General features: G+C 45.7%; 30 protein-coding genes and 1 other RNA gene. 6 read left to right on the top strand and 25 right to left on the bottom strand.

What is annotated here, in order from left to right; all coding sequences use genetic code 11:
• The first annotated feature begins 19 nt into the window (after positions 1 to 19).
• Together thrS and HYW89_03615 are read left to right on the top strand one after the other, a co-directional pair.
• Positions 20 to 1,219 (top strand): threonine--tRNA ligase, encoded by a 1,200-nt coding sequence (thrS, locus tag HYW89_03620; protein QQG45063.1) that lies wholly within the window; start codon positions 20 to 22, stop codon positions 1,217 to 1,219.
• Between the two features lie 593 nt (positions 1,220 to 1,812).
• On the top strand, positions 1,813 to 2,631 hold the full coding sequence (locus tag HYW89_03615) for a hypothetical protein (protein ID QQG45769.1): 819 nt from the start codon (positions 1,813 to 1,815) through the stop codon (positions 2,629 to 2,631).
• A gap of 185 nt (positions 2,632 to 2,816) precedes the next feature.
• Here the strand turns inward: HYW89_03615 and HYW89_03610 are convergent, their stop codons facing one another.
• Positions 2,817 to 2,984 carry a hypothetical protein gene (locus tag HYW89_03610; protein ID QQG45062.1) on the bottom strand — a complete coding sequence of 56 codons (168 nt, stop codon included), beginning with the start codon at positions 2,982 to 2,984 and terminating at the stop codon, positions 2,817 to 2,819.
• A 57-nt stretch (positions 2,985 to 3,041) separates the two neighbouring features.
• Here HYW89_03610 and miaA point away from each other — a divergent pair, with 57 nt between their 5' ends.
• Positions 3,042 to 3,968, top strand: a complete 927-nt coding sequence (gene miaA / locus HYW89_03605; GenBank protein ID QQG45061.1) for a tRNA (adenosine(37)-N6)-dimethylallyltransferase MiaA — start codon at positions 3,042 to 3,044, stop codon at positions 3,966 to 3,968.
• Here the strand turns inward: miaA and HYW89_03600 are convergent.
• Both HYW89_03600 and HYW89_03595 read right to left on the bottom strand, forming a co-directional pair.
• Positions 3,872 to 4,435, bottom strand: a complete 564-nt coding sequence (locus HYW89_03600) for a hypothetical protein (GenBank protein ID QQG45060.1) — start codon at positions 4,433 to 4,435, stop codon at positions 3,872 to 3,874. The genes miaA and HYW89_03600 overlap by 97 nt on opposite strands.
• Positions 4,432 to 4,797, bottom strand: coding sequence for a septum formation initiator family protein (locus HYW89_03595; GenBank protein ID QQG45059.1), 366 nt, complete (start codon positions 4,795 to 4,797; stop codon positions 4,432 to 4,434). The genes HYW89_03600 and HYW89_03595 overlap by 4 nt, the downstream gene beginning before the upstream one ends.
• Positions 4,798 to 5,112: 315 nt before the next feature.
• On the opposite strand from HYW89_03595, the gene HYW89_03590 reads away from it, so the two are divergent.
• Positions 5,113 to 6,408 (top strand): Glu/Leu/Phe/Val dehydrogenase, encoded by a 1,296-nt coding sequence (locus HYW89_03590; protein ID QQG45058.1) that lies wholly within the window; start codon positions 5,113 to 5,115, stop codon positions 6,406 to 6,408.
• A gap of 37 nt (positions 6,409 to 6,445) precedes the next feature.
• Here HYW89_03590 and lepA read toward each other — a convergent pair whose 3' ends face one another.
• From lepA to HYW89_03570, 4 genes are all read right to left on the bottom strand, one after another.
• Complete coding sequence (gene lepA / locus HYW89_03585) at positions 6,446 to 8,212, bottom strand: elongation factor 4 (protein QQG45057.1); 1,767 nt, start codon at positions 8,210 to 8,212, stop codon at positions 6,446 to 6,448.
• A 141-nt stretch (positions 8,213 to 8,353) separates the two neighbouring features.
• Positions 8,354 to 10,033, bottom strand: a complete 1,680-nt coding sequence (gene murJ / locus HYW89_03580) for a murein biosynthesis integral membrane protein MurJ (GenBank protein ID QQG45056.1) — start codon at positions 10,031 to 10,033, stop codon at positions 8,354 to 8,356.
• Positions 10,034 to 10,077: 44 nt separating this feature from the next.
• Positions 10,078 to 12,468: a tetratricopeptide repeat protein gene (locus HYW89_03575; GenBank protein QQG45055.1), complete on the bottom strand. Its 2,391-nt coding sequence runs from the start codon at positions 12,466 to 12,468 to the stop codon at positions 10,078 to 10,080.
• A gap of 64 nt (positions 12,469 to 12,532) precedes the next feature.
• Positions 12,533 to 12,781 (bottom strand): hypothetical protein, encoded by a 249-nt coding sequence (locus HYW89_03570; protein ID QQG45054.1) that lies wholly within the window; start codon positions 12,779 to 12,781, stop codon positions 12,533 to 12,535.
• A gap of 216 nt (positions 12,782 to 12,997) precedes the next feature.
• On the opposite strand from HYW89_03570, the gene HYW89_03565 reads away from it, so the two are divergent.
• Positions 12,998 to 13,219: a MerR family DNA-binding transcriptional regulator gene (locus HYW89_03565; protein QQG45053.1), complete on the top strand. Its 222-nt coding sequence runs from the start codon at positions 12,998 to 13,000 to the stop codon at positions 13,217 to 13,219.
• A 55-nt stretch (positions 13,220 to 13,274) separates the two neighbouring features.
• On the opposite strand, the gene rnpB is transcribed toward HYW89_03565, so the two are convergent.
• The 4 genes from rnpB to HYW89_03545 all read right to left on the bottom strand — a co-directional run bounded on the left by rnpB (position 13,275) and on the right by HYW89_03545 (position 15,758).
• Positions 13,275 to 13,779: RNase P RNA component class A (rnpB, locus tag HYW89_03560), an RNA gene on the bottom strand.
• Between the two features lie 85 nt (positions 13,780 to 13,864).
• Positions 13,865 to 14,479 carry a hypothetical protein gene (locus HYW89_03555; GenBank protein QQG45052.1) on the bottom strand — a complete coding sequence of 205 codons (615 nt, stop codon included), beginning with the start codon at positions 14,477 to 14,479 and terminating at the stop codon, positions 13,865 to 13,867.
• A 51-nt stretch (positions 14,480 to 14,530) separates the two neighbouring features.
• Positions 14,531 to 15,004 (bottom strand): ribonuclease HI family protein, encoded by a 474-nt coding sequence (locus HYW89_03550; protein ID QQG45051.1) that lies wholly within the window; start codon positions 15,002 to 15,004, stop codon positions 14,531 to 14,533.
• Complete coding sequence (locus HYW89_03545) at positions 14,970 to 15,758, bottom strand: hypothetical protein (GenBank protein QQG45050.1); 789 nt, start codon at positions 15,756 to 15,758, stop codon at positions 14,970 to 14,972. Before HYW89_03545 ends, HYW89_03550 begins: the two co-directional genes overlap by 35 nt.
• 37 nt (positions 15,759 to 15,795) lie before the next feature.
• Here HYW89_03545 and HYW89_03540 point away from each other — a divergent pair, with 37 nt between their 5' ends.
• Positions 15,796 to 17,031: an NAD(P)/FAD-dependent oxidoreductase gene (locus tag HYW89_03540; GenBank protein QQG45049.1), complete on the top strand. Its 1,236-nt coding sequence runs from the start codon at positions 15,796 to 15,798 to the stop codon at positions 17,029 to 17,031.
• Here HYW89_03540 and tpiA read toward each other — a convergent pair.
• From tpiA to HYW89_03470, 14 genes are all read right to left on the bottom strand, one after another.
• Positions 17,021 to 17,776, bottom strand: coding sequence for a triose-phosphate isomerase (gene tpiA / locus HYW89_03535; GenBank protein QQG45048.1), 756 nt, complete (start codon positions 17,774 to 17,776; stop codon positions 17,021 to 17,023). The two genes, HYW89_03540 and tpiA, sit on opposite strands and share 11 nt — an antisense overlap.
• Entirely contained in the window at positions 17,773 to 18,774 is a 1,002-nt protein-coding gene (locus tag HYW89_03530) for a DUF4921 family protein (GenBank protein QQG45047.1), read from the bottom strand. The genes tpiA and HYW89_03530 overlap by 4 nt, the downstream gene beginning before the upstream one ends.
• Positions 18,771 to 19,502 carry a glycosyltransferase gene (locus tag HYW89_03525; GenBank protein QQG45046.1) on the bottom strand — a complete coding sequence of 244 codons (732 nt, stop codon included), beginning with the start codon at positions 19,500 to 19,502 and terminating at the stop codon, positions 18,771 to 18,773. Before HYW89_03525 ends, HYW89_03530 begins: the two co-directional genes overlap by 4 nt.
• Complete coding sequence (ruvX, locus tag HYW89_03520) at positions 19,502 to 19,891, bottom strand: Holliday junction resolvase RuvX (GenBank protein QQG45045.1); 390 nt, start codon at positions 19,889 to 19,891, stop codon at positions 19,502 to 19,504. The genes HYW89_03525 and ruvX overlap by 1 nt, the downstream gene beginning before the upstream one ends.
• A 133-nt stretch (positions 19,892 to 20,024) precedes the next feature.
• Positions 20,025 to 20,447 carry a hypothetical protein gene (locus tag HYW89_03515; GenBank protein ID QQG45044.1) on the bottom strand — a complete coding sequence of 141 codons (423 nt, stop codon included), beginning with the start codon at positions 20,445 to 20,447 and terminating at the stop codon, positions 20,025 to 20,027.
• A gap of 33 nt (positions 20,448 to 20,480) precedes the next feature.
• The gene (gene map / locus HYW89_03510) at positions 20,481 to 21,260 is read right to left on the bottom strand and encodes a type I methionyl aminopeptidase (protein ID QQG45043.1); all 780 of its coding nucleotides are present in this window, start codon (positions 21,258 to 21,260) and stop codon (positions 20,481 to 20,483) included.
• Complete coding sequence (locus HYW89_03505; GenBank protein QQG45042.1) at positions 21,257 to 21,874, bottom strand: nucleoside monophosphate kinase; 618 nt, start codon at positions 21,872 to 21,874, stop codon at positions 21,257 to 21,259. Before HYW89_03505 ends, map begins: the two co-directional genes overlap by 4 nt.
• Positions 21,875 to 21,947: 73 nt before the next feature.
• Entirely contained in the window at positions 21,948 to 23,219 is a 1,272-nt protein-coding gene (gene secY, locus HYW89_03500) for a preprotein translocase subunit SecY (GenBank protein ID QQG45041.1), read from the bottom strand.
• 5 nt (positions 23,220 to 23,224) lie between these two features.
• Positions 23,225 to 23,632 (bottom strand): uL15 family ribosomal protein, encoded by a 408-nt coding sequence (locus HYW89_03495; protein QQG45040.1) that lies wholly within the window; start codon positions 23,630 to 23,632, stop codon positions 23,225 to 23,227.
• A complete protein-coding gene (locus HYW89_03490; protein ID QQG45039.1) occupies positions 23,601 to 24,128 on the bottom strand; it encodes a 30S ribosomal protein S5 in 528 nt (175 codons plus the stop codon). Before HYW89_03490 ends, HYW89_03495 begins: the two co-directional genes overlap by 32 nt.
• Before the next feature lie 2 nt (positions 24,129 to 24,130).
• Positions 24,131 to 24,484 (bottom strand): 50S ribosomal protein L18, encoded by a 354-nt coding sequence (locus HYW89_03485; protein ID QQG45038.1) that lies wholly within the window; start codon positions 24,482 to 24,484, stop codon positions 24,131 to 24,133.
• 4 nt (positions 24,485 to 24,488) lie between these two features.
• Entirely contained in the window at positions 24,489 to 25,031 is a 543-nt protein-coding gene (gene rplF / locus HYW89_03480) for a 50S ribosomal protein L6 (protein ID QQG45037.1), read from the bottom strand.
• 2 nt (positions 25,032 to 25,033) lie between these two features.
• On the bottom strand, positions 25,034 to 25,417 hold the full coding sequence (gene rpsH / locus HYW89_03475) for a 30S ribosomal protein S8 (GenBank protein QQG45036.1): 384 nt from the start codon (positions 25,415 to 25,417) through the stop codon (positions 25,034 to 25,036).
• Positions 25,418 to 25,528: 111 nt separating this feature from the next.
• Entirely contained in the window at positions 25,529 to 25,714 is a 186-nt protein-coding gene (locus tag HYW89_03470; protein QQG45035.1) for a type Z 30S ribosomal protein S14, read from the bottom strand.
• Positions 25,715 to 25,822: the final 108 nt, after the last annotated feature.

Below are 25,822 nucleotides of genomic sequence, written 5' to 3'. Positions count from 1 at the left end.
TTATTGCTATAGTAGGACTATGACCAAAATAGATTTACCAGAAAACGACCACAGAAAATGGGGTCAGAAACTTGACCTTTTTTCGTTCCACGATGTAGCGCCGGGGGCGCCGTTTTGGCATCCCAAAGGAATGACGGTTGTAAAGGAGCTAGAAAAATATATACGCTCGCTTCAGGACCAATACGGCTATCATGAAATTTCCACCCCGATTATGGTTAAGAAAGGACTTTTTGAAAAATCTGGGCATTGGAAATTTTTTAAAGACGACATTTTTCAGCTCAAGGTGGATAAAGAAATCTATGCGCTCAAGCCCATGAACTGCCCGGAGAGCACTCTGGTCTACAGCAGTTCCAAAAGAAGCTATCGCGACCTGCCCCTGCGCTTGGCAGAAATTGGCCGACTCCACCGCAATGAGCTCTCTGGGGTTCTGGGGGGTCTACTTCGGGTACGCCAAATTACCATGGACGATGCTCATATTTTTTGCCGCCGCGATCAAATCAAATCGGAGTTAGTAGCAGTTCTTACTATGACACAGAAGTTTTATAAAAATCTTGGACTTCCCGTCAGTTACGGTCTGGCTACCAAGCCCAAAAAGGCGCTTGGTGACATTCAGGCATGGAAAGAGGCGGAAAAAATATTGGGAGAGGCATTGGACGAAGTTGGCCTGCCCTATAAAATCCTCAAGGGCGAAGGCGCTTTTTACGGACCCAAAATTCATTTTGATATTAAAGACTCTTTGGGACGGGTCTGGACCATTGCAACAGCCCAACTTGATTTTCAGATGCCGGAACGATTTAAACTTGAGTATATAAATGAGCGCGGGAAACCGGAAAGGCCAGCCATGATTCATCGCGCAATTTTCGGGTCTTTTGAACGATTTATTGGGATACTGCTTGAGCACTTCAAGGGGGCCCTTCCTTTTTGGCTCTCGCCAATACAAGTGTCTTTACTTTCAGTAAGCGATGCAACCAAAAAATACTGTCTTGAGCTTGCTCGGTCGCTTCGTGAAGAAAATATACGTTTCTGGATTGACGACCGCAACGAAACTATAGGCAAAAAAATACGCGAGGCAGAACTTCAAAAAATTCCCTATATTCTTGTCGTTGGTGAACGGGAAGCGGGGTCAAAAACAGTTTCCGTGCGCAGACGCGGTGACAAAAATATTCAAAACATGACCCTAGATGCATTTATTAAAAAAACGGTTCAGGAAAAAATATGAAAAAAGTATTTTTTGCTTTTATTCTACTTTCGTTATTACTTACAGTCTCTTACGCCGCGGCGCATGCTCCGGTTGACGTGTTTAAAACTCTTGGCGTGGAGGAACCCGCCACGCTTCCCACCAGTCCCTTTTATTTCATAAAAAGTTTGGGGCGCGGGATAAAACTCTTCTTCGCCTTTGACCCGGTGAAAAAAGCCGAAATAGAACTTAGGATTGCAGACGAAAAGCTGGCGGAACTGACTAAGATTGCCTCTACCGAAGAAGAAAAAGCTATTGAGGCTGCCCTCCAAAATTATCTTGACGCGCAAAAAGCTCTTGCGGCGCGGCTGGAGAATCTACGCGGAAAAAATAAAAACGTTGATACTTTACTTGAAAAATTGGCGGACCGGGTAGTTACGCATCAAAAACTTTTCAACGAATTTGAAGAAATTAAAGAAGAAAAAATAAAAGAGGTAAACAAAGACCTTGCTAAAACAACAAAACATGCCCTTGAGCTTGACAAGAAGATATTTAAAGAAAAATTAAAAGAGCATCTAAAAAAAGATCCCTCTGATGACTTGGAGGACCTTGAGGCGCTGGAAGAGCTTGAAGACATGGACAATGACATCAGAGAGGCCTTGGATGACATTAAAGACGATTTTGACGAGACGGTACGCGAAGCCAAAGAAAGGGCCGGAGACGAAATTGCCAAGGCGACGAAGAAACTCATAGAACTTGAATCCGAAATAAAAAATACCTCCGTAGCGGAGGATAAAAAGAGTATTGAAATTCTTCTTGGTGGAGGACGCTCTAAATTGGAAGAAGCGCGAGCCGCATTTCGCGAGGAACAATTTGGCCGCGCCTTTGGTCTTGCCCGCGCCGCAAAATCTCTGCTGGAATCAGCGGAGAGAAAAGTGGAGTCGCTGGAAGAAGAATTCAAACGACTTAAAAAAGAAATTGAAAACATTGACAAAGATGAATCCCCGAAGGTTGATAAAGGAAAAAAGGAGCCAATTTTGTGCACGCAGGAATACAGCCCCGTCTGCGGCGCGGATGGTAAAACTTATTCCAATTCCTGCCACGCTTTAGCCGCCGGTAAAGATGTAAAATATCGCGGGGAGTGCGAAAAGCCTAAAGAAAAGACTAAATCCGAAAACAATGAAGTTACCGTAACGATCGGAGACGCAGACTTTGAACCCGCCTCTATAAAAATCAAAAAAGGCGACAAAGTGACTTGGGCTAACAAAAGCAGTCGTCCAGCTTGGATAGCTTCAGGTCCGCATCCTATCCACAATCTTTATCCGGAGTTCAATTCTTTTCAGGAGTTTAGTCCCGGAGAAAGCTTTTCTTTTGTTTTTGAAAGAGCTGGAACTTGGGGATACCACAATCATCGCAATGCATCCCAAAGTGGTTGGGTGGAAGTGACGGAGTAAAAAAACCGCTCTTTGTTAAGAGCGATCGTGTTTTTTTCGTTAGATAGCGTCAACCGGATTAATCATAAGCTGGAAAATTGTGGGTTGGGGTCTTAACCCAAGATCAATAAGAGCACTATCAATCTCTCCGTGGGTCTTCCCACAGACTGTCAAACAAAACCCACCGGGCACCCCAAGATGAATTTCTACATCGCCTTTGCCATATAAGTCAAATATGACAGGCGGGCTTCAGAAACACCAGTTTTTGCGTCCATACTGAACTCAAATTTATGTCCGAAAAGTACGCCGTAGCCAGCCGCGCGTAGCTTCTTTTCTACTTCCTCTGGATTAATATTTCTCACCACAAACAACATAAGGGGCCTCCCCAAAGTAAAAGTAAACCAAAATAAGTATATAAATATAATCAACTCATGTCAAGCCGTCAGAAACTCATTGTTATTGTGGGCCCCACTGCTTCTGGAAAATCTGAGTTAGCGGTCAGGCTAGCTAAAAAATTTAATGGCGAAATAATTTCTGCTGACTCACGACAGATTTATAGAGGTTTGGACATCGGAACCGGAAAAATTTCCAAAAAAGAAATGCGCGGCGTGCCGCACCACCTGCTTAACGTCGCGGAACCCAAGCAACAACTAACTGTCGTTGGCTTCAGACGACTTGCAGGGCAGGTAGTACGTGGCATCACGAGCCGGGGGAAAATACCTATTATCGTGGGTGGCACGGGATTTTGGATTGATGCGCTTATTTATAACATCAACTTGCCGACAGTGCCGCCTAACTCAAGACTTAGAAAAAAACTGGTAAAGAAACGCCCCGCGGAACTTCTTAAAATTTTACAAAAACTTGACCCCCGGCGGGCCAAAACCATTGAGCAAAAAAATCCGCGCCGCCTGATTCGTGCCATTGAGGTTGCCAAAATAATGGGTGAGGTGCCCAGATTAGTCAAACACTCCCCCTATAATGTTTTTTGGCTCGGACTTCGTCCGTCAAAAACCGTCCTTAGAAGAAAAATTGAGGCGCGTGCGGCGACAATGATACAAAAGGGTCTCATAAAAGAAACAAAAAAACTCCTCCGCCAAGGGATGAGTAAAAAACGTATACAAGAACTGGGATTTGAATATCGCGGAGCACTTTCTGCACTGGAACAAAAACTCCCACGTTCCGAATTGTTATATTATCTTGTCCGTTACACCCTTAAATATGCACGTAGACAAATGGTCTGGTTCCGGAGAAATTCAAAAATTCACTGGATCCGCTCGCCGTCCCAACTGAATGGAACAAACATCAAAAAAACCCTCTTCTGCTTCTTGGCTTCGCGCAGCCACCCCTCAAAATCCTGATTTTGCTTTTCTAAAATTTCTGCCACAACCTCGCCTTGCGCCTGCGGAAGTAAAACCAGCTCTTTAAAGTCGTCAAGATCAAGATTATAAACCAGTTTGGCCGCCTGCTCTATATCCTCGTTATCTTTTAGGGCCGTGCTGACTTTTGCCGCAACCAAACGCTCAAAACCTTTATGCAGCTTTTTACCCCCTTGATGCAAAATCGTATCCTCAATCAAAGAGGTCAGGGTGTCTTTGCGGCCAGCCAGCAGGAGTTCCGAGTTTTGGGGCGCAGAGAAATCTATTGGTTTTGACCCCCTAGAAACAAGCTGGGTATTGGCAAAATGTTTTGCCGCCTCCTCGGTTTTCTTCCACGTCCTGTAAAAAATCGGTGCGCCGTCAACCAAGGCCACCGGATAAAAACCGGTCATAACACTAACCAGGAATAAACCGACGACCATACCGATAACCAAAAGTATTACTTTCATTTAAATATGTACTCTAAAAGATGCTTAATTTTCTCCAAAAACATTTTTCCCCCTGATTTATCTTCGTCCTTTTTTTCGGGTACCACCACCACAACTTCTTCTCCCCGTCTTTTCAGGTTTAGACGTTCCTTGGCCTCCCGCTCCAAAGCTTGCGGCGTTTCAAGCTCTGCCAGATACGCTTCAAGTTCTGCCTTTTTTTGTAAAAGTTCTTCAATTTTTGCCCGACTATTGCTCGCTTCCTGCCGCAAACTCAAGGTGTGCGCCAACGTTTTAAGGACCCCGTAAACAATAATCCCTGCGATTACAAAAAGTAAAAGATGAAAAGGCAGAGAACCTTTTAACTTGTTAGATATGTTAGGCATTATATGGTATCTTTATAAAGATGATGAGAAACACAAAAAAGCTTAGAATCATATGGATTGGTATAACCTTACTTGGGGTCATATCCATGGTTGCTTATCTGCTTATTCCGCTTTTTATAGGTGGCTACTGACGTGTAAACAAATATAGTATACCATACACCAAACTCTTCCTTAACGTGAAGGTAGTAGAGGGTTTGTTTTTGACAATGGCTGCATAATACAAGACACATCTGGTTGACTTCTTTTTTAAACGGAGCTATGTTCTCTTCGGGAAGCCTAACTTCCCTTTGGGCGTTGCCCAAATAAGGAGGTTCCGTGGAAACCATCATTAATCCGCGGCTTATTGCTCTTAAACAACTTGAACGAGTACGCCCCTACATTGATATACCTCAAAAAATTTACCTTAAACTAAGCTATCCGGAGCGTATCCTCAAGGGGCGGATTGTAATTGACATTAATGACGGGTCAGAGGCCAGCTTTCTTTATTTTCGCTCCCAGCACAACACCTGGCTTGGGCCGGCCAAGGGCGGCATCCGCTATCATCCCGATGTCACCGAAGATGAGGTGATTGCGCTTTCCATGTGGATGACGTGGAAATGCGCAGTAATGGGTCTTCCTTACGGCGGCGGCAAGGGGGGGATCGCTCCTCATTTCGAGGACTTGACCCCGGAGCGCGTTGCCTTCCTAAGAAATTACTTTCCCAAAAATATGTCGCGAGACGTACTACAGGTACTTACCAGAAAATATACTGAAAAAATCGCTCCCTTGATTGGTCCGGATAGCGACATCCCGGCGCCTGACGTTAATACCAATCCGCAGGTTATGGCTTGGATCATGGATGAGTATAGTCGCCTTAAGGGATTCACAATCCCGGCGGTTGTTACTGGAAAACCGGTAGTACTAGGGGGTTCTCTGGGACGCAATGAGGCTACGGCCCGCGGCACCTTCATTACGGCACAAGAAGCATTAAAGTATTGCGGGGAAAAGCGCCCAATTTCTTCTCTTACTGTAGCTGTACAGGGATTTGGCAATGCCGGATCTATCACGGCTAAACTCTTTCAGAGGGCTCTCTTTAGAGTAGAAGCCGTATCCGACTCTCAAGGCGGCATTTACAATCCTCGGGGTTTAAACATATCTGATGTAGAAAAAGTAAAGGCAGAAACAGGGTCAGTAATAAACTACAAGGAGGCAGACAGAATTTCCAACGGAGAACTTCTGCAGCTACCGGTTGCTATTCTTGTCCCAGCGGCCTTGGAAAATGTTATAACCGCCCAAAATGCGCCTTTGATCCGGGCCAAAATCATTGCCGAGGCAGCCAACGGCCCCACTACTCCTGACGCTGACGAAATACTTCATGCCAACGGTGTTTTCGTGATACCGGATATTCTGGCCAATGCCGGCGGGGTAACAGTTTCTTACTACGAATGGATACAAGGCCGAGAGCAGGATTATTGGGACGAGGGGACAGTACTCAAAAAGCTGGAAGAACAGATGGTACGAGCCTTCAAACAAGTAGTTGCCAAACACGAACAATATAAAGTAAACATGAGAACTGCGGCCTATATTCACGCCGTAAGCCGCGTGGTAGAAGCCGGAAAGCTGCGTCGCTAAGATAAAGACCTCTTATTAGAGAACCCCTTGGGGGTTCTCATTTTTTTAATAACTTCAAAAATATCTCCGGTGGAATCTCTACCCGCCCCCTAGATTTTAATTTCTTTTTCCCTTTCTGTTGCTTCTTCCAAAGTTTCATTTTTCTAGTACGATCGCCTCCGTAAAGATAGCCAGTAACGTCTTTTTTTAACGCGGGCACGGTCTCACGAGCAATAATCCGTCCTTCAACTTCGGCTTGAATCGCCACGGCAAAAAGTTCGCGCGGCAGAAGCTCTTTTAATTTTTGCACACGCTCACGTGCTGTAAAATACACTTTTCCCCGCGGAACAATCTCGGCAAGCGCCGGCTGATTTTGACCGGCAACTAAAATCTCCATTCTCACCAAATCCGCCGGCCGATAATCAATAATCTCGTAAGACATAGAGGCGAACCCCTGCGATACGCTTTTTAATTTATCATAAAAATCAACAATGATTTCACGAAGCGGCGCCTCAAACTTAAACAGCAGCCGTTCTCCGGCCAGATTTGACGTGTCAGAAATTTTTCCGCTTTTTTCGCTTACCAAAGAACCAAAAGTTCCAAGGTATTCCTTTGGTGTTATCACCTCAACCCTAACCCACGGCTCTTTAACCCACTCAATCTCATGAGGCTGCGGCATTTTTGCCGCCGAATAAATAAAGTCTTCACTGCTTTTTGTTTTAACACGAAAGGCAACGGATGGATTGGTAAATACTACCTTAAGTCCGTATTCTCGCCTTAACCGCTCCGCCACAATTTCCATATGAAGTACGCCCAAAAACCCAGAACGCATTCCGCGTCCCAGCGCCCCTGACTCCTCCGGCTCAAAAGTCAAAGCAGCGTCGTTTAGTTTTAATTTTTTTAACGATTCGCGCAATGGTTCATAATCGTCCTGGTTTTCTGGAAAAATTGAGGCAAAAACTACTGCTTGGGGCTCACGATATCCGGTTAAGGAGTCCGCAGATTTATTTTTGGCAATCGTATCTCCTACCCTAACCCGTTCCGTCTCTTTGACTCCGGTGGCTAGGAAACCAATTTCTCCGGCGGACAACATATTTTTAGGGACCCTCTCGGGCATAAAAACACCTGTCTCCAAAATTTCTGCCGTTGAATTTGTTGCCAGAAAAAAAATACGTTCTCCTTTTTTGACGAATCCTTCCCTAATCCGCACGTAAGCAATCACACCCTGATAAGGATCAAAGTGAGAATCAAAAATAAGCGCGCGCAGCATCTCCTCGTTTTTATTTTGCGGCGGCGGCACCTTTTTTATTACCGCCCTCAAAAGTTCCTCAACGCCCTCACCGGTTTTGGCAGAAATTTTATAAATGTCTTCCGGCAACGCACCAAGCAAAGAAACAAACTCTGCTTCGGTCCTCACAATCTCTGCTGAAGGAAGATCAATTTTATTTATGGCGGGAATCACAACAAGCCCCTCTTTTTGCGCAAGCTGAAAATTGGCAAGGGTTTGGGCCTGAATGCCCTGCGTTGCATCCACCAGCAAAATCGCGCCCTCCACTGCGGCCAAGGCGCGGGAAACTTCGTAGGTAAAGTCCACGTGGCCGGGAGTATCAATAAGATTAAATGTGTAGCCCTGCCACCCCATCCGCACCGGCGCCATTTTTATAGTGATGCCCCGTTCCCGCTCAAGGGCCATCGTATCCAAAAACTGCTCTCGCATCCTGCGTTTCTCCACTGTCCCGGTAAGTTCCAAAAAACGATCAGCAAGGGTACTTTTGCCGTGGTCTATGTGAGCAATAATAACAAAATTTCTGATATTGTTATCCACTTGCCGTGGTCAACCCCGTTAGAGATAAGTCCCGACGCGACGTCGGGACTGCCGATGCCTTGGGCATCGGATCTCTAACGGGGTCAATGTGCGCCAATATACAAAAATTACGTATGTTCTGCATGTGCCATCGGTTTAATTTTAGTGTTGATGCGGGTGCGGACCGTGCAGCTCGCCGTCCCAATGGGCCGGGAGAACACCAACACGAAAGAGACGACGCTTAAGTGTGCCTACGAGCGAAAATACTGTTTCTTCTTTCAGTAACAGTAAAATTCCAAAATATGTCGCAAGACCAACCACGCCGGCTGTTGCTCCCTGAACAAGAACCCTGACAAATGTAATAAGAGGAAGAGTTTCGGAAAAACTTAACCGCACTCCGTAAGCCGCTAGGCCGGAAACCAATGCCGCCAATATAATTTTCAAAAATTCTCCTAACGGAAGGGGTTGGTCGTGACCAAAACTCTTCCGGGCAAGACGTTTCAACGCCCCATAAAGAAGCCAGATATTGACAGCCGACCCGAGCGAAAACCCAAGCGCAAGACCAACCACCCTTTTGTCCAAAACGTCGGGGATGCGAAGCAGATTTGCTAATCCTTGAGTAAAACCGGACGCCTCTCCAAGAACCGCAGAAAAAATAAGGGCTAGGGCGACGGAGAAAACCGAAGCAAAAATATTTATAATCAAAGGCCTCCAGGTATTTTCTAGGGCATAGAAACCCTTGATTAACAGGGAAACCAGTCCGCCTGCAAACAGAGAAAGAGAAAACACCGCCAGAACCGCAGCCGTTAACCTTGTATCTTCCCAGGAAAATGCTCCGGCGCCCAACGCCACCCTTACAATATGGGCGCGCAAAACGATAAAAAGAACCGTGGCCGGCGCCATCCAAAAAATAATGGAACGAATACCCAGAAATAACTCATAGAAAAACCCCCGAGCGTCTCGTCCAATATAAACACGGGACAGTCTCGGGAAAATAGCCACGGAGTAGCTTATTCCAAAAATCCCAATAGGCACGAAGTATAAATTCTGCGCCAGCTGGAAAATGGAAATGCTTCCTTCCACCAGCGTGGAGCCGATGGCAATAAGTATAAGCAGTGTCAGCTGGGAAAGAGAAACGGAAAGAACCCGAGGAAAAGAAAGCTTCAGTACCTTTTTTACTCCTTCGGTTATCCCTTGCCAGCCGAGACGCGGAGAAAAACCAAGACTTCTCACTGCCAAAAGTTGAGTGCCCAGATGCAGAATCGCACCCGCCAAAACACCAAAAGCTAACCCCGCTACGCCAAACACCGGCACAAAAACAACAATTCCCAAAATAATTCCGAGATTATAAAGAACCGGTGCAATAGCATATGCCCAGAAACGCTGAAAAGACTGCACGACGGAAGATACAACGTTGGAAATTCCAAAAATGACCGGCGAAAGAAGCAGGAGACGAGTCAAAGTTACCGTGAGAACACGCTTTTCTGGAGAAAAACCCGGTGCTATAAAAGGCACTATTAGCGGGGCGAGAAAAAAAATAAGAGCCGCAACTAAAAGGGAACCTGCAAGAAAAATAGTAACGAGGTCAGAAATCAAACGGCGGGCTTCCTCCCGGTCCTTAACCAGATATTCCTGAAAAATAGGCAACACTGCGGCGCTCGCTGCACCCAGTAAAAAAACAACGTTCAAAAAATCCGGTATCTGAAATGCGGCGTAGTAAGCGTCCAGCTCTCCACCTGCACCAAACCGTGCCGCGAGAAGCCTGTCGCGCAACACCCCCAAGAGACGAGATAACAAACCCGCGGCGCCAAGCAATAGCGCCGCGGCATTGACAGATTGCACCGCACCGTTAAGTATACGCATTAAAATTCCAAAATACTTAAGACCTAGCGCACGGGCGCCTCTTTTCTACTTTCAAGCGGCACAATACCCTCTAGCGCCCGCTTTCCACCTCGCAGGTTAGACAAAATTTTGCGTACCTCCTGATTATTAGGATTAAACGTCAACACTCTTTCAAATTCTTTTATGGCCGCCTCTTTGTTGCCGCGACGAGCATAAATAAGGCCCAGGAAATAACGGGCATTGGAATAATCCTGATTTAACGAGAGAGCCCTTTTAAATTCCGCCTCGGCCCGATCAAAGTCATTGTTCTGATAGTAAAGAAGCCCCAGCTGAAACGCAATACCTATATCAAACGGTGCAGTTAACTTTGCCGCTTCAACGCTTTTTACGGCAGAGCCGGCGTCTCCGAGCCTCAAAGCGATCTGCGCCAGAAGAAAATGCGCCTGCGCAAAATCTGGTTTTACCCCGACTGCCTTTTTAAGGAGCTGCTCCGATTCGCGAAGCACGGAAACGCGGGCCTGACCCAAGGATTCCCGTTCTGCTTTCTTGGCTTGATCCATAGCTATCTGTATCCGATCGGCAAAAACAATGCCGGATCGTCCCCATTCGGTCCAAATTGAGGGATCCAGGGGGTCAAGTTCTGCGGCTTTTCTATACCCCTCAAAAGAAAACCGTTCTGCGCCTTGAATAAAAGGAATGATCAGCTCGTAAAATGCACCCTGCTGTCTCCACAGAGATGCTTCTGACGGATTAAGGTCAGTGGCCCGCTGCAAACTTTGTACTGCCGAGGAAACCGTGTTTTGAAATTCCTGCTGAACATCCTCTCCTTTAGAGGCACGCTGTATGATACTGCGTATTTTTTCCATACGGGCAATAACCAAATTTTGATGATAAGCGTAGTGTCGTTCGTCAAAAGATACGGCGCTCTCCAGCTTAGAAATAGCTTCCTCAACCGACCCACGATTAAGTTCCACAAAGCCCTGCCGGGTGGCCACGGCCGCTCTTATGCGTCCCACCTGCATGTAAAGCACGGCAATGCCGAGGGCCAGAAAAAAGATAATAATCAGCGAAGAGCTAAAAAGAGACCCGGGCGTTTTAAAAGAAATTGTTTTTTCACGAATGCTCCAAAATCCGCTGCCGCCCCCGCTCATTAAAACGTGAAGAAGGCCCAAGGCCACAAATAGTAAAATAATAATGGTTAGATTCGCGGGATAAAGAAATATAGCCAGAACCGCGGCCACAAAAGCTAAAAAGGTGCTTCGGGGTAAAGCGCCCTCTTCTGTTTTGGAAAGCAGGAGGTACCGCAAAAAGAGAAAAATAGAGACACCCGTAAACCCGAGAAAGGCCAGCAATCCCAAAATCCCCACAGTTGCGGGAAGCGTGGCAACCAACGAATTTCCTTGATTAAATCGTACGTTCCAGAAAATAGTCTGGTTGACGGCGGGGTCTTTATATAATTGCCAGTCTACGGCAAAAGTGCCGGGACCTGATCCCAGCAGTAGCGGCCTTACTCCTTCTTTGAAGACGTTACTAACCACGCGCCAAGTTCCAGAAAGCGAAGGTGCAACTTCTGCCGGAAATCCCACTTTAACAAAAACTGGACCGCGTATCATAACCATAACAATGGAAAGCACCAAAAGCGCCAAAGCGAACCAGTAGCGCCACGAAACCTCCCCTCTCCCGTCTTTCATGCCCAGAGTTTTTGACAGCAGTCCAAACAGAAAAATTCCCGAACCCAAAAGCACTATCCAGGCAATACGATAGTGTATGAGGAACAGATTAAACAGAAAAACTGCCGCAGCCAGCATAAGAACATAACGAACCCATGACTTCCAACCTTCGGGTGGGGCCAGCAAAAATACAACGGTAAGAATAAATAAGGCGGCGTAGTAAAGCGCAAGACTATTAGTTGGTCCTATGGGACTAAAACCAATACCGTTGGCTACAGCAGGCAACATTAAGCGGTAAAGAGAAAAGTCAAACAAAAATTGAATGACTGTAAGCACACCCAAAAGTGCGGAGGAAAACACAAGAAGCAGTATAAATGCTCCGGCTTCGGAACGTGATCTAAAAAGCGATCCCAAAAGAATCATGAGTAGGACACCCAAAATCAGGGTGGAAAGCTTTTCGGTGGAAGCGTCCGCCAAAAGCAGAGAAATCATGGGGGACCTGGAAAGAATAGTGCTTATACCAAATACCAAAAGAAGCGCTGCTGCCGCCCAGAGAATCGGCGAGCGTCGGTAATAAATCTCTCCCTTAGTAAGGATAGAGATTAGCCCCAGAACTGCGGAAACTACAACCAGTGCTCCCAAAACAACCTCCCGTCCAAAATCGGCCGAAATTTGTATAGGAAAAACCCAAAGCGGCAGTAACACCGCCACAACATACAGTACTATTTTAGCCGCGTACTCAAAACGGTTTATAGGTTGGTCCATGAATTTAATAGTAACAATAAGGTTTAACCTTGGTGTGCAGGGGAATCATCTTTTCAAAGAGTATTTAACTCCTCTTATTTTTCTTGGCATAGATTTTCATGGCCTCACCAAGAGATCGGGCGCTAATTGTCTTGCCTTCCCTATACTCCTTAAGTCCCGCCTCCACCATCCTGTCAAACTTCTTAGCTGCTTTCCCTTTTAAATAATAGGTCGGCACTGCTCGTTCGGACAGCTTTCTATACTCCTCCAAGGAAAGGACCACAATCCCCCCTTCTTTTTTAATTTTCTTTGTGGGAATAGTAATGGTATTCATTCTCGTATGATAGCGCGTTTTGCCATCAAGGGCAAACCATTACGGTTCAGTACTTGTGAGTATTTACTTAAACATGCTGTGGATAACCCACATTGACCCCAACCTCGTTGGGAACGAAAATGAAAGAGAGAAAAAAGCACAGAAAAAAGATTACTCTTAGCTACTAAACCTTAATAACTTAGGCGCCTAAGTTATTAAGGTTTAGTAAAGTATTAAATGGAGCGAAAATACCTTACAATACAAGAAGCAGCCCAAATTTTAGGGGTTACCCCCTTGACACTTCGCAACTGGGACAAAAAAGGTAATCTTAGCGCATACCGTCATCCGATAAATAACTACCGCGTCTATCGGCTTGATCAGATAGAACTTTTTTTGCGGAGGATTGAAAATTCAAAAAATAAAAGGGGCGGGAAAAAAATTGATATTTCACTACTATAATAATTAGTCTACTAAGGAACAAAACAAAATAACTCGCAGTGCGAGTTATTTTGTTTTGTTCCTTCCACCTATAAGCCGAGTTCTGTTGCTAACGCAACTGCCAATTTCTAACTTAGAACTCCCAAAATTGGAAATTAGTAATTAGTCGTCGGGGATTGCGCAAGCGGTGATCATCTATCTAGCCCCTTGATTACTCTTGGGGTCAAGCGAGTGTTACCGTACAATACGGTATCCTCTTGCACCGGATAGGAGTTTTTCACCGCGCATTGTTGCCAACGCGCGCTGTGAGCTTTTACCTCACTCTTTTCACCCTTGCCTCCTTCATCGCCTTTGGCTTTAGACCAAAGATGGTGACGATCGGCGGTATGGTTTCTGTGACACCCAAAGCACTAAAATGAAATTTTAGTGCTCGGCCGAGCACTCAACTCTGAAAGTTGAGTGCTTGGTTTCCCGGTCATGGCGGCTGTTAGCCGCTATCTCTATCCCACTGAAAGCGGGATGGTGCTCGGACTTTCCTCACCACTCAATATATTAAGCGGCGCGATCACCCAGTGGAAAGAACCAATAGTATTATAGCAAACCCTATTATCTTTTGTCCAGCCCCATGTTAACACTACGTTCGATCGAACGTAGTGTTAACAATATCTATGAAGGAAGCTGTTCAATCGTGCCGCCCTTCTTTATTAGAAAAATATGCACGCCGGAAAGTATGTTGCGCTCTTTGAGGGCCTTGATAAAATCTTCTGGGATCATTCTGTTTCCTATCCACACACTTTTCTGGAGAAAAGAGAATTGAAGCGATTTTAAGCAACCCCGTAGCCACCCTCGTTTTGCCTTCTCTTTTTCGGGAATATCATAAGTTATAATCACCCAACAACGTTCACGGGCCGGTTTAAAATGGGCCGTGGTAAGTGAGAGTGGATTTTTGTGTCTCTTTTTAATCTTTTCTAGCCTAGTACTCCCTTTCTTTGTGATACGCCACATGCTGCTGCCATTTTGCCTCTTCTTTGTCACTAAACCTTGTCGTTTAAGCCTGCTCAGAGTAGCTGCATAAACTCTGTGTTTACGATACTGTTCAGCCCAGCTCGTTTTAAAGGGCCGGGGTCCATAAGTCAAAAACCGTCTGGTATCCCGCGAGAGTTCACGCGGTGATAAAAACATCGCTTTAAGCATGTCTACAGAAATTTCCGCCCGTTCTTGCAGAAATTCCAGTATTTTTTCAGTAAAGTTCGGTTTTAACGTCATATCTGTTTTGGGCATTTGTTAACATACTGTTTGATCGAATAATGTGTTAACAATGAGTGGGTTTTGCTATAAAAGTGGCCTCTGTCGCCTGTCTAGAGCTTCATTTACCAATCGGTCCGCTTCTTTATTTTTCTCCCGAGGAACATGACGAAAAATGATTTTCCCAAAATCAATTTTAAGATTCCATACCTTGATGAAGTGCGGAAAAAGTCGTTCCTCCTCTATCTTGTATTCGCCGCCCAGTTGGCGCGCCACCAGCTCACTATCCATATTTACTTCAACCGTGAGTTTTTTGGTGCCCTCTTTACCAATAAGGGCCTTTATTTTTTGCAGAGCAAAAATAACCGCCCGGTACTCGGCCTCGTTATTAGTTGCTTTTCCAATCGCCTCGCCGTAACTCTTGAGCGTCCGGCCGGAAGAATCCTTAATAACTGCGCCAATAGCGGCTGGCCCCGGATTTCCCCTCGCTCCCCCATCAGTATAAACGATAAATTTTTCCATTGACTTATATATACTTAATTTGTCTAAGCCAATAATCATTTTCCCACTCCCAGAGAATTTTGGCCGCCATAAAAGCCTTAATGTCCTTATAAAAATAAGGGAATTCCCGAAGCTCCACATCTCCCACCATGGATCCCCACTCGTGATTTTCGTCTGGACAGGAACCGCTTCTGTTTTTGCCATTCCGTACCTTGCTCCTGCCCCCTTTTTCACGGAGTGTTGCGCCGCATCTGTTGCAAATACGGTGCTGGTTAATTCTTAAAATCCAGCGTGTCTCAATATCGCGAGGCAGCATGAAATTTCGCTTTACTTCAAACTCTTGAAGCGCCGAGACGTAAGCGGCGGTCTGAAGATTGTACTCCGGATAAAACCCCGTGGAGGTTTTTATGTCCAAAACACCAAACTTACCGTCAACAAGGGCCAAGGCGTCCACCGTACCCGCATAACGATGTTGCAATGATAAAATTTGACGTTCCACAAAATCCGGTTGGAAAACAATCTTTCTTTCTTCGTTAAAGCGCTGAAATGTCTCTACAGCCGGCTTTATTTCAGGAGGCACCTCTACTATACTGCCCACCATCAGTTTCTCAATGATATCATGCACCAACGACCCCTCGGCAGCAGATCTGTTCTTAACATCCTCGGCGGAGGCGTAGTTTTCCATCTCACGCAAGAAATTATCCAAGGCGGGTTTGGCTTTAACGTCTAAAATTTTGGTTACACGCGGATACCAAACACCGTTTATTACGTATCCGTTTAAACCCTTAAACTGTTCTGCGTTGCTATACCACATTTTTTCATTCTAATCTAACTTTGGTATAATGTCACTAATGGTAAATAACAAACAAAAAATAGTTATTTTGGGGGCAGGATTCGGGGGAATAACTGCCGCGCTAAAACTAGCCCGTCTCATCAAAAAATATCAGGAATATGAAGTAGTTCTAGTAGACAAAAACTACTATCACCTTTTCACCCCCGCGCTTTATGAGATTTCCGCAATCCCCAAAGAGGAAGCGCACGGCTTTAAACTAAAATCCGCCATTGTGATACCTGTAGAGGACATAATCTACGGCCGGGAGATAAAATTTATACAGGGAGAAATCATCGGTTTGGATAAGATACGGCGGGCCGTTGTTGTCAAAAACGCGGGGGCAGTGCCTTTTGAATATTTGCTCGTGGCGCTCGGGTCCGAAACCAACTACTTCAACATTCCCGGTCTTAAAGAAAACTCCTATCCGCTGAAGGGTTTTCGGGACGCATTGCGTATCCGCAATAAAATTGAGGCCCTGCTTGAACAAAATCGCCCCATCACTATCGTTGTTGGCGGCGCCGGTTCAACGGGTATTGAGGTTATAGCTGAACTTTCAAATTTTATCTGCAGCCTGCAAAAAAAACTGGTTAAAAATCACGCCCTCTGCCAAGTAAGACTTCTGGTGGTGGAGGCTTCACCCGAAATTATGCCGGGATTTGACAATTGGTCCATTGGTCTCGTCAGAAAGAGGCTCGCTAAACTTGGCATTGAAACAAAAACTAACTTTACTGTTGCCAACGTTACCTCCCAAGAGATTACTGGCAAAGACAATACGCGGTTAGCATACGATATTTTTATCTGGACCGGTGGCGTAACCGGGCTCTCACTTTTTAAAACACTCGGGCTTCCTCTCACGCCCAAAGAAACGCTTGCCGTAAATCAATACCTTGAGGTAGAACCGCGTGTGTTTGCGATAGGAGATAACGCCGGGTTTATCAACCCAGCTACCGGTAAACTGCTTATCTGGAACGTGCCTGTAGCCGAGGCGGAAGCGAAAGTTGCCGTCCGGAATATCATACGTGAAATATCCGGACGAAAAAAAACCGCCTTCCGGCCCTCACGAAAATATCCATTTGTTCTGACCGTTGGAAAAAAATATGCCGTGGCGGACCTGGTTATCCTCCGTCTGTCCGGATTTATTGGATGGATTATAAAAATTCTTGTGGAGCTTAACTATCTTCGTAAGATTCTTCCATTAAAAAAGGCCATTGCCCATTGGTTACGGGCAGTAAAATTGTATCGCTCTAACGACTAACCTCACGAACTATCAAGGCAAACTCTTTAGGCTTTAAACTGGCTCCGCCAACCAGCGCCCCCTGCATTTTCCCTTCGTGTATAAATCCTCCTGCGTTAGCGGAATTAACCGAACCGCCATAAAGAATACGGATCGTATCCGCCGTCCTGCGTCCATAAAGTTCAGAGAGAACACGGCGTATATACAGCAAGGCACGAAAGGCACTATCCGGGGTGTCGGATTTTGCGCCCGGCATAGTACTTATGGCCCAAATTGGCTCGTAGACAACAACCAAATTTTTTACTAAACCGGTCTTTGTGTTCTTAAGGGCGTTTTTAAGCTGTTCCCCGACAATCTGGGGAATTTCACTACCAACTCTTTCCCGCTCACCCACACAGAGAATAGCCCCCAAGCCGCTTTCCAATACTGCGTGAACTTTTTTGTTAATTAGGCTATCGGTCTCGCCTAAATGTATTTTTCGTTCCGAGTGGCCTAAAATGATATACTTTGCGCCAATATTTTTAAGCTGTGTCGGAGAAACCTCTCCGGTATAAGGACCATCTGTCCAAAATGCGTCCTGTGCGCCCAACTTTGACTTTTTTAGGACCCCCCCGACTGCGGCGAGAAACGGGAAAGGCGGCGCTATGATTACCTCAACATTTCGAGATTTAGAAATTTCTCGTTCAGTTTTTTGCGCAAGCAAAACCGCCTCTTTTACGGATGGAGGGTTGACTTTCCAGTTGGCAATAATAACTTTTTTGCTCATACTTTTATCTTTTTGAGAAACTGGGCCGCCGTTTCAGGGGTAATGGTTGATATTTCAATGCCCGTTCCTATTTCAAATCCCGCCCAGATCGCGGTTTTGGGCAAAATCTCAAGATGCCAGTGGTAGTGGCGAAATTCTTTGGAATCCCCCGTAGGCGCGGTGTGTAGAAAAAAATTATAGTCAGGATTTCTCAGTCCTTTATGTAGCTTCTTCAAAACCACTCGCAGGGCGTTGGCAAAACCAAAACGCTCTTGGGATGTCATCACTTCAAAATGGGGGTTGTGGCGTTTGGGGGAAATTCGTATTTCAAAAGCCGTTTTGGAGGCGTAGGGCGCGATAACCACGTAGTCGTTATTTTCATAAATAATCCTGTCCCTGGCCTTGAGTTCGTAGCGTATAACAACACAACCCAAACAGGTCTTATGCGTATGAAAGTATCGGGTTGATCCGCTTAAACTTCTTTCAACGTCGCCGGGTATAACCGGTATAGCAATTATCTGGGAATGAGGATGAGAAAGGGTAGCCCCGGCCAGAAGGCCGTGATTATGAAATATAGATATGTACTCAACACATTCCTCATCCTTAAGGGCAAGATAGCGGTCCTGATAGGCGCGCACCATAAGTTCAGCTTCTTCGTCAGACATCTGGGCAAGAGACCGTTCGTGCCCCCGTGTAATTACTACCTCGTGGAACCCCACGCCGTCGGTCCGTTGATAGGGTCCCACTTTACGAAAAACAGCGCATAGACCCTTACCAAAAGCCGGATATTTGTTGGGGATTACTTCCACCCACCAATTTTCTTTTCCCCGTTCGCCATCTTTGGAATAAACCGACAGAGCATCGGAGTGAAGCTTCTCAAAGGGACAGAGGCTACGCGGCTGAACAAAAGGCGCCCGTTTTTGTTTCAAAAATTCATGCGGACGTTTGGCACGTCCAGTAGCAATCACTACCCAGTCTTGAGATGCAATATCCTGACGAAGTTCCGATATATTTCTCATAAGTGATACTTATTGATAACTAAATTCCAACGGATCCTAAATACGTCAAAAAATACTTTTAAGTAGGAGGCCAACGTCACCTTACTCTCCGTCTCAAATCTCCAGCGCACAGGGATAATGCCGATCTTATACTTCAGACGTTTGGCTAAAGCCAGCATCTCAATATCAAAAGAAAATCCGTACATCAGCGTGCGCGAAAAAATTTCCTTGGCGGCTCCAGCATTACAAGCCTTAAAACCATTTTGCGTATCCCAAATGCCCCACACTCCAAATACTTGGATCATTAAATTACCCAGGAGGCCGAGAATCTCACGATACCACGGCTCTTTAACGTCACGCGAGGCGCCGACAACGTCTTTGGAATTTCGGGAAGAAATCACCACATCATAGCCCTGACGGAGGAACGGCTCCATTTTGTCAAAATAGTTTGGTGCAGTAGAGTTGTCGGCGTCCGAAAAAAGTCTAAGGTCGCCTTGGGCCGTGAGCATCCCCTGTTTAACGGCCCAGCCCTTACCGCGGTTATCAACGTCAAAAAGCTGGAGATTGGGAACTGTCTGCCTCAAACCGTTTACAATTTGAGCTGTTCGGTCGCGAGAAGCGGCATTAACCACGATTATTTCATATCCGCCAGCAAAACCTTTAGATTGCAAATAAGAATCCACCTCGCGCAGTGTTTTTTCAATCCGCTTCTCTTCGTTATAAGCAGGAATGATCCAAGATAAATACATTATTTGTTTATTCTATCTAAATACGCCTGCAAAATAAGGGCCGCTGCGGCCTCGTCCGTATGTTCTTTTTTAATTCCGGCCTGCTCCGCCATGCGGGTAGTAAGCATTTCGTTTTCAAATTCTACGGGTATGGCTACTTCTTTTTCCAAACTTTCGGCAAATTCTCGTACAACTTTGGTTTGTCCCGTTTCCCTCCCGTCAAGACTTACGGGCAGCCCAACAATAACTTTTGAGACTTTTTCCTCTTCAATAAGAGTGACGAGCTCCGACAACAAGCGGGGATTCCCCCGATTAAAAAACACCTTGCGTGGAAAGGCAATCTGGCCGTTCGGGTCAGACACCGCGATTCCGATTCTTTTTTCCCCATAATCTATACCAAGGTGGCGCATACCTATAGTATACCTGCCCCGTGCATTTCTACGCAAATGCATATCCAAAATATTTTACTAAAATTCCGAAAGACATTAGAAAACTAGAGAGCGGCGGAGTTGGAGTAAAAAAAAGAGCGACCAATGGTCGCCTCTACTCGTTTTTATTACGCCCGATCAACAGATCAAGTCTCTTTTTGGCTTCTCTTTCTTGTTTCTTACAGTCTATTGCTTTCCCCACCAACCAGCCTGTTACCCCAAAAACTATGCTCCCCAGCATAAGACTCAACAGGAAAGAGATTTGCTGGCCTAAATTTAGCCCATAACCCAAGAAAATAGATACGTTGGGAAGAATTAGGAAGAAAAGCGCGATGGCACTACCGACCTCCTGTATAAACCTGCTCTTAGCGCGCAAAAGAACACTTCCAACAAAATAATGTACTACAAACAAAAACCCAAAAAGAAAGCCGACTAACCATAGACCCCAGAAATAACCAAAAAGCGTTGCTCCCGTAAACACACCGATGCTCTCGCAAATTCTTGTTCTACTCGAATCCAACCCACCCACACCGGACATGGCTATACACTCCTCTTCCGGCCCGTAACTATTCTAGCATGGACCACTATTTTTAGTCAAGACCTCTACTCCCCCACTCGTCACCATCACAGTATGTTCAAAATGCGCGGCTAAACTTCCGTCCATAGTTTTAAATGTCCATTCATCGTCAGCCAACACTACCCGCCAGTCCCCAAGCGTAGCCATGGGTTCTATGGCAAGCACCATACCCTCTTTAAGTTCTGGTCCGATGCCGGGTTTACCGTAATTGGGTATCAACGGCTCTTCGTGAACTGCATATCCAACGCCATGCCCTGCAAGATCACGAATAACTCCGAGTTTATTTTTTTTTAGGTGCTGCTCAACCGCATAACCAACGTCTCCGGTCCGCGCTCCCGGCCGTACGGCCCGTATTCCAACCCCGAGAGACTCTTTAGTAATGCGGATCAAACGCTCTGCTTCTTGAGAAATTTTGCCAATACCAACGGTCACGGCCATATCTGTAAATAAACCACCCCACCGCATACCGATATCTAATCCGATAATGTCTCCGGCTTTTAAAAACCTGTCTTGGCTTGGAATCGCATGAACTACTTCGTCATTAACCGAAGTACAAAGACTGCAGGGATAAGATTTGCGGGTCTCTTTGATGCGATAGCCCTTAAACGCGGGTGCGCCACCGGAAGCTAAAATAAGGCTCTCGGCGAGCCTATCAAGTTCAAAAGTCGAGATGCCTTGTTTTACATTCGCAACAACCCTTTGAAGAATTTCTGCGAGCCTCCGGCCGCCCTCACGCAAAGTTTTTATTTCTTCTGAAGTTTTTATTGTAATCATCTTCTCGGCCACCTCCTTCCTAGTTTTCTTGCCAAAGTACGATCAATCTCACGCCAAATCGCCTTAACGGACTGTTCTCCGTTAATATGTATTAGGCGTCCTTGACGCTTGTAGTATTTAAGTACGGTAAGAACGTGGTCCTGAAAAAACTTCATACGATTACGAACCGCCGACGGCGTGTCGTCACTCCGGCCACGAGCCAGAAGCCGACGCGTGGCCTCTCTTGCACCAACATCAATGTAAAGACAATAGGGCATGGACCGACCGTGCCAACGCATTACCTCGTCCAGAAGCTCTGCTTCCCAAATTCTTCGCGGGGCACCGTCAAAAACCAAATGCTTGTTTGCGTGTCCATATACAATCAATTCGCGCAGCCACGCAAATGCTGCTACCCAACCGGGGACCAAACCGCCGGTTTTCATAACCTGCCGGATTATCTGTGTAGTAAGGTTGTCAGTTTTAACGATAGACCGCAAAAGTTCCCCTGTCTCTAAATGCCGCACTCCGTATTTTTTTAGACGCTGCACAATAAACTTGGCCTGCGTCCCTTTTCCAGAACCAGAACGGCCCAGAATCACCGTAGCTAATTTATTTTTTAATTGCGTATTTTTCATGACGTTTCTTATATTTCTTTACGCTACCAAAACAGTCAAGAGATGACCGAATTACCAAGAAACTCGCATCGGGTTATATGTTTTCATATTCTCGCATAACTAACTGGGCGTTAATCTGCTTTACGGTTTCAAGAACCACAGACACAACTATTAAAAGCGCGGTGCCTCCCAAGGTCAGGGCGCGTATTCCAAAAACGCCCTGTACCAGAAGCGGAAGCACGGCCACTGCTCCCAAAAAAAGTCCCCCGGCAAGAGTGATACGGTTCAAGATGTTGTAGAGAAACTCCGCCGTGGGCCTGCCCGGCCTTATACCCAAAACAAACCCGCCCTGCTTTTGAATATTTTCGGAAATGGCCTTGGGATCAAAAGTAACTGCGGTATAAAAATAAGTAAAGATAAAAACAAGCAAAAAGTAAATTATACCGTAAAACCAGCGATTATTAAAAATCTGAATCAGAAAACGAGAAGCCTCCTGAACAAACTGGTTGGGCACGCCGGCAAGAAAACTTCCTATAAGTCCCGGAAAAAGAATTATGGAAATCGCAAAAATAATAGGAATAACCCCCGCCTGATTTACTCGCAGGGGCAGGTGGGTGGAAACCCCTCCATACATGCGCATCCCGCGGATGCGTTTAGCGTAAGAGACCGGCACGTTGCGCTGTCCTTCGGAAATAATAATAACGCCGGCAATAACAATGAGCGCCACCGCCGCAAAAGCAAAATAGGTAGGGACTCGGTCTGGAGTAAAGGTAAACAGCTCCTGCTGAATAGAAAAAGGGAGACGCGAAACAATACCCGCAAAAATAATCAGGGAGACGCCGTTGCCGATATTTTTTTCCGTTATCAGCTCGCCCAACCACATCAAAAACATGGTACCGGCAGTAGCAATAATCATGTTGGAGAGATAACCAAAAATTGTGGGGGAAGGAATAACCTGCTGACGGATTAAAAGCACGAGAAGCCCGTAAGACTGAAGCAAGGCTAAAGGTACAGTAAGCAGACGGGAGTATTGGTTAAAACGTGTCCTCCCCGCCTCACCCTCCTCCTGATACATTTCTTTGAGGCGCGGCACGATCATAGTCAAAAGCTGCATGATGATCGTTGCGGTTATGTAGGGCCCGACACCCAACATAACAATAGACAAGTTATCAAGCACTCCTCCGGAAAAAATATTTAAAAGACCAAAAAACTGGTTGCCGCCAAGAAACGCTTTAAGACGCACCGGATCAACACCCGGCACGGGGATTGCCGCCGCAATACGAAAAACCACGAGTATTGCAAAAATAAAAAATACCTTTTTGCGCAGGTCGGGAATGGTGAAAAGCAGGGCCAGTTTTTTCAGCATAGTTATTAGAGCTTGGATTTTGCCGTCTTGGAGAAATTTACGTCCTTAAAAATAATTTTCTTTTTTAGTTCTCCCTTGCCTAAAATTTTGACCGGAGGAATCCTTCCTTTTATTCTACTCACAAGTCCGGCTTTTAACAAACTTTCCGGCGATACGGTGTCGCCCGACTTAAATTTTTCATTAATCGCCGCGAGATTTACTACAACTGGTCTTTTGCGCCAAGACTTAAATTTATAGCCGCGGAGTTTCGGGATTTTTTTCAAAATTTCGCGCTCGGCCGGCCTAATTTTGGCGCCGGCCCGGGCGCGCTGACCCTTAATACCGCGACCCGAATAAGTGCCGCGTTTTCCGCCGCGCCCTATTCTTCGAGAACGCCTTATTTTATTTTGCGGCCTCAACTGATGCAGTTGCATAACGATTATTTTTAGACGGCTGTTTCAGTTTTTTTAAAGCCTCCATAGTCGCACCCGCATTATTAAGTTTATTAACAGTACGGGAAATAATTTTTGACGTAAGATTTTTTATACCCACAAGACCAGCAATGGTTCGCACCGGACCGCCAGCCACAAGTCCCCTGCCCTCACGCGACGGCTTTAAAATAATGCGGGCCGAAGAGAATTTCGCTGAAACTTCGTGAGGAATTGAGTAGGAGCTGGTCAGAGGAACTATTATTACATTTTTCTTTGCCTGATATACTGCCTTTTCCACGGCTGAAGCAACATCAGCCCCCTTACCAATACCCAACCCAACTTTTCCATTACGATTGCCAATCACCACCGTGGCGCGAAAAGTAAAACGTCTTCCCCCGGCCACTACCCGCGCCGTTCTGCGGACGTCCAAAACAGTCTGATCAAATTCAGATCTTTCACGTCCAAAATCCTGACCAGATTTTCGTTCGCGTTTGATCATAGTTAAAAAGTAAGTCCGCCCTTACGCGCCCCATCGGACGCTGCCTTGACTATACCATGGTATTTATAACCACCTCGGTCAAAAACCGCCTGTTTTATTTTCTTTTCCAGGGCTCTTTTGGCCAATAACTCCCCGACTTTTCCCGCACGTACCAATAGTGAACCTTTTGTCTTTTTTATGGACACTTCGGTATCGTTGGCGGCTACCAACGTTTTACCGACAATATCGTCAATAAGCTGAAGCATAAGATGTCTGTTTGACTTGAATGCAGAAAGGCGCGGACGCTCGTCTGTTCCCTTAATTCTTGCGCGTACTCTACGATGGCGCTGTGTTCTTTTGTCTTTTCTTGTTTTCATTTATTTATGCCGCAGCCACGGCTTTTTTGCCTGCCTTGCGACGAACAATTTCGCCCTTGTAGCGTATGCCCTTGCCTTTATATGGTTCAACTGGTTTAAGTGACCTTAAACGAGCCGCAGTCTCGCCTACCAATTCCTTGTCTATACCCAATATTGTAATGGAGTTTTTCTCAACAGAAAATTTTATCCCGGAAGGAGCTTCCAGACGAGCAGGGTGAGAAAAACCAAGCTGCATGATCAACGTGTCGCCTTCCAAATTTGCGCGATACCCAACCCCTTCAAATTCAAGTTTTTTTTCATACCCTGCCGTTACCCCAACTATCATATTGGCGATTAGCGACCTGAAAAGTCCCCAGAGGGCCGGCGTTTTTTTGGTCTGACGGCGTGTGGTAACAGAAATTTCTCCTTCCTTTATCTCAATAGCAATATCCGGATGCAGGAGTCGTGTAAGCTCGCCCTTGGGACCCTTAACTACTAAGTTGGACCCATCAAGTGAAACCGCAACGCCGACCGGAACAGGTATTGGTTTTTTACCAATGCGTGACATTTTTACCACACCTCCGCAATAAACTCTCCGCCGACCTTTTGTTTCTTTGCTTCTGAACTCATCATGACTCCCTTAGGCGTCGAAACAATAATAATACCGCCATGGCGTTGTCTGCCCAATTTACGGTAGGGCGCATAAACCCTGCGGCTGGCCTTGGAAATAAGTTTAATCTCATGGATGGCCGGCTCATCATTTTCATACTTCAGCACAACTTCCAGAGATTTTCGCACCCGCTTGCCTTTTCGCTCAACCGCTTTAACAAAACCCGACTTCTCCAGCACCTTCGCAAGCTCATGTTTAAATTTAGAATACGGAAGAAGCACGGTCTCGTGTCCCGCGCGGCTAGCGTTTTTAATCCTTATAAACATGTCAGATATTGGATCCATACTCCAGTTCTAAGTTGAAAGTTTTAAGTTTTAGTTTTAAGTTTTTTGTTAAGGTTTAACGTAAACTTATAACTACGAACTTTAACTTATAACTCCAAACCTTAAACTGATTTACCACGATGACTTTTTTATCCCCGGTATCTCGCCTCGGTTGGCCAGCTCCCTAAAACAAATACGGCAGAGATCAAAGTCCCGGATATAGCCCCGTTTTCTACCACACCGAAAACAGCGCCGCACAACTCGCGACTTATACTTTGGTGGTTTTAATGCTCTGGCTATAACGGATTGTTTTGCCATGATTGTCTAAATTTTAGAGCATAAGCGAATAAAATTTAGTTACAATCATGAGCATCCCCCTCCAATTTTGCCGTTGAATCAGGTATACTGTCCAATTTTGATGCTCGT

It is taken from the genome of Candidatus Sungiibacteriota bacterium, assembly GCA_016432465.1.
Lineage (GTDB): Bacteria > Patescibacteriota > Minisyncoccia > Sungbacterales > HO2-52-23.
Note: the sequence above shows the minus strand (reverse complement) of the source record. Positions and strands in the feature narration are given on the sequence as shown.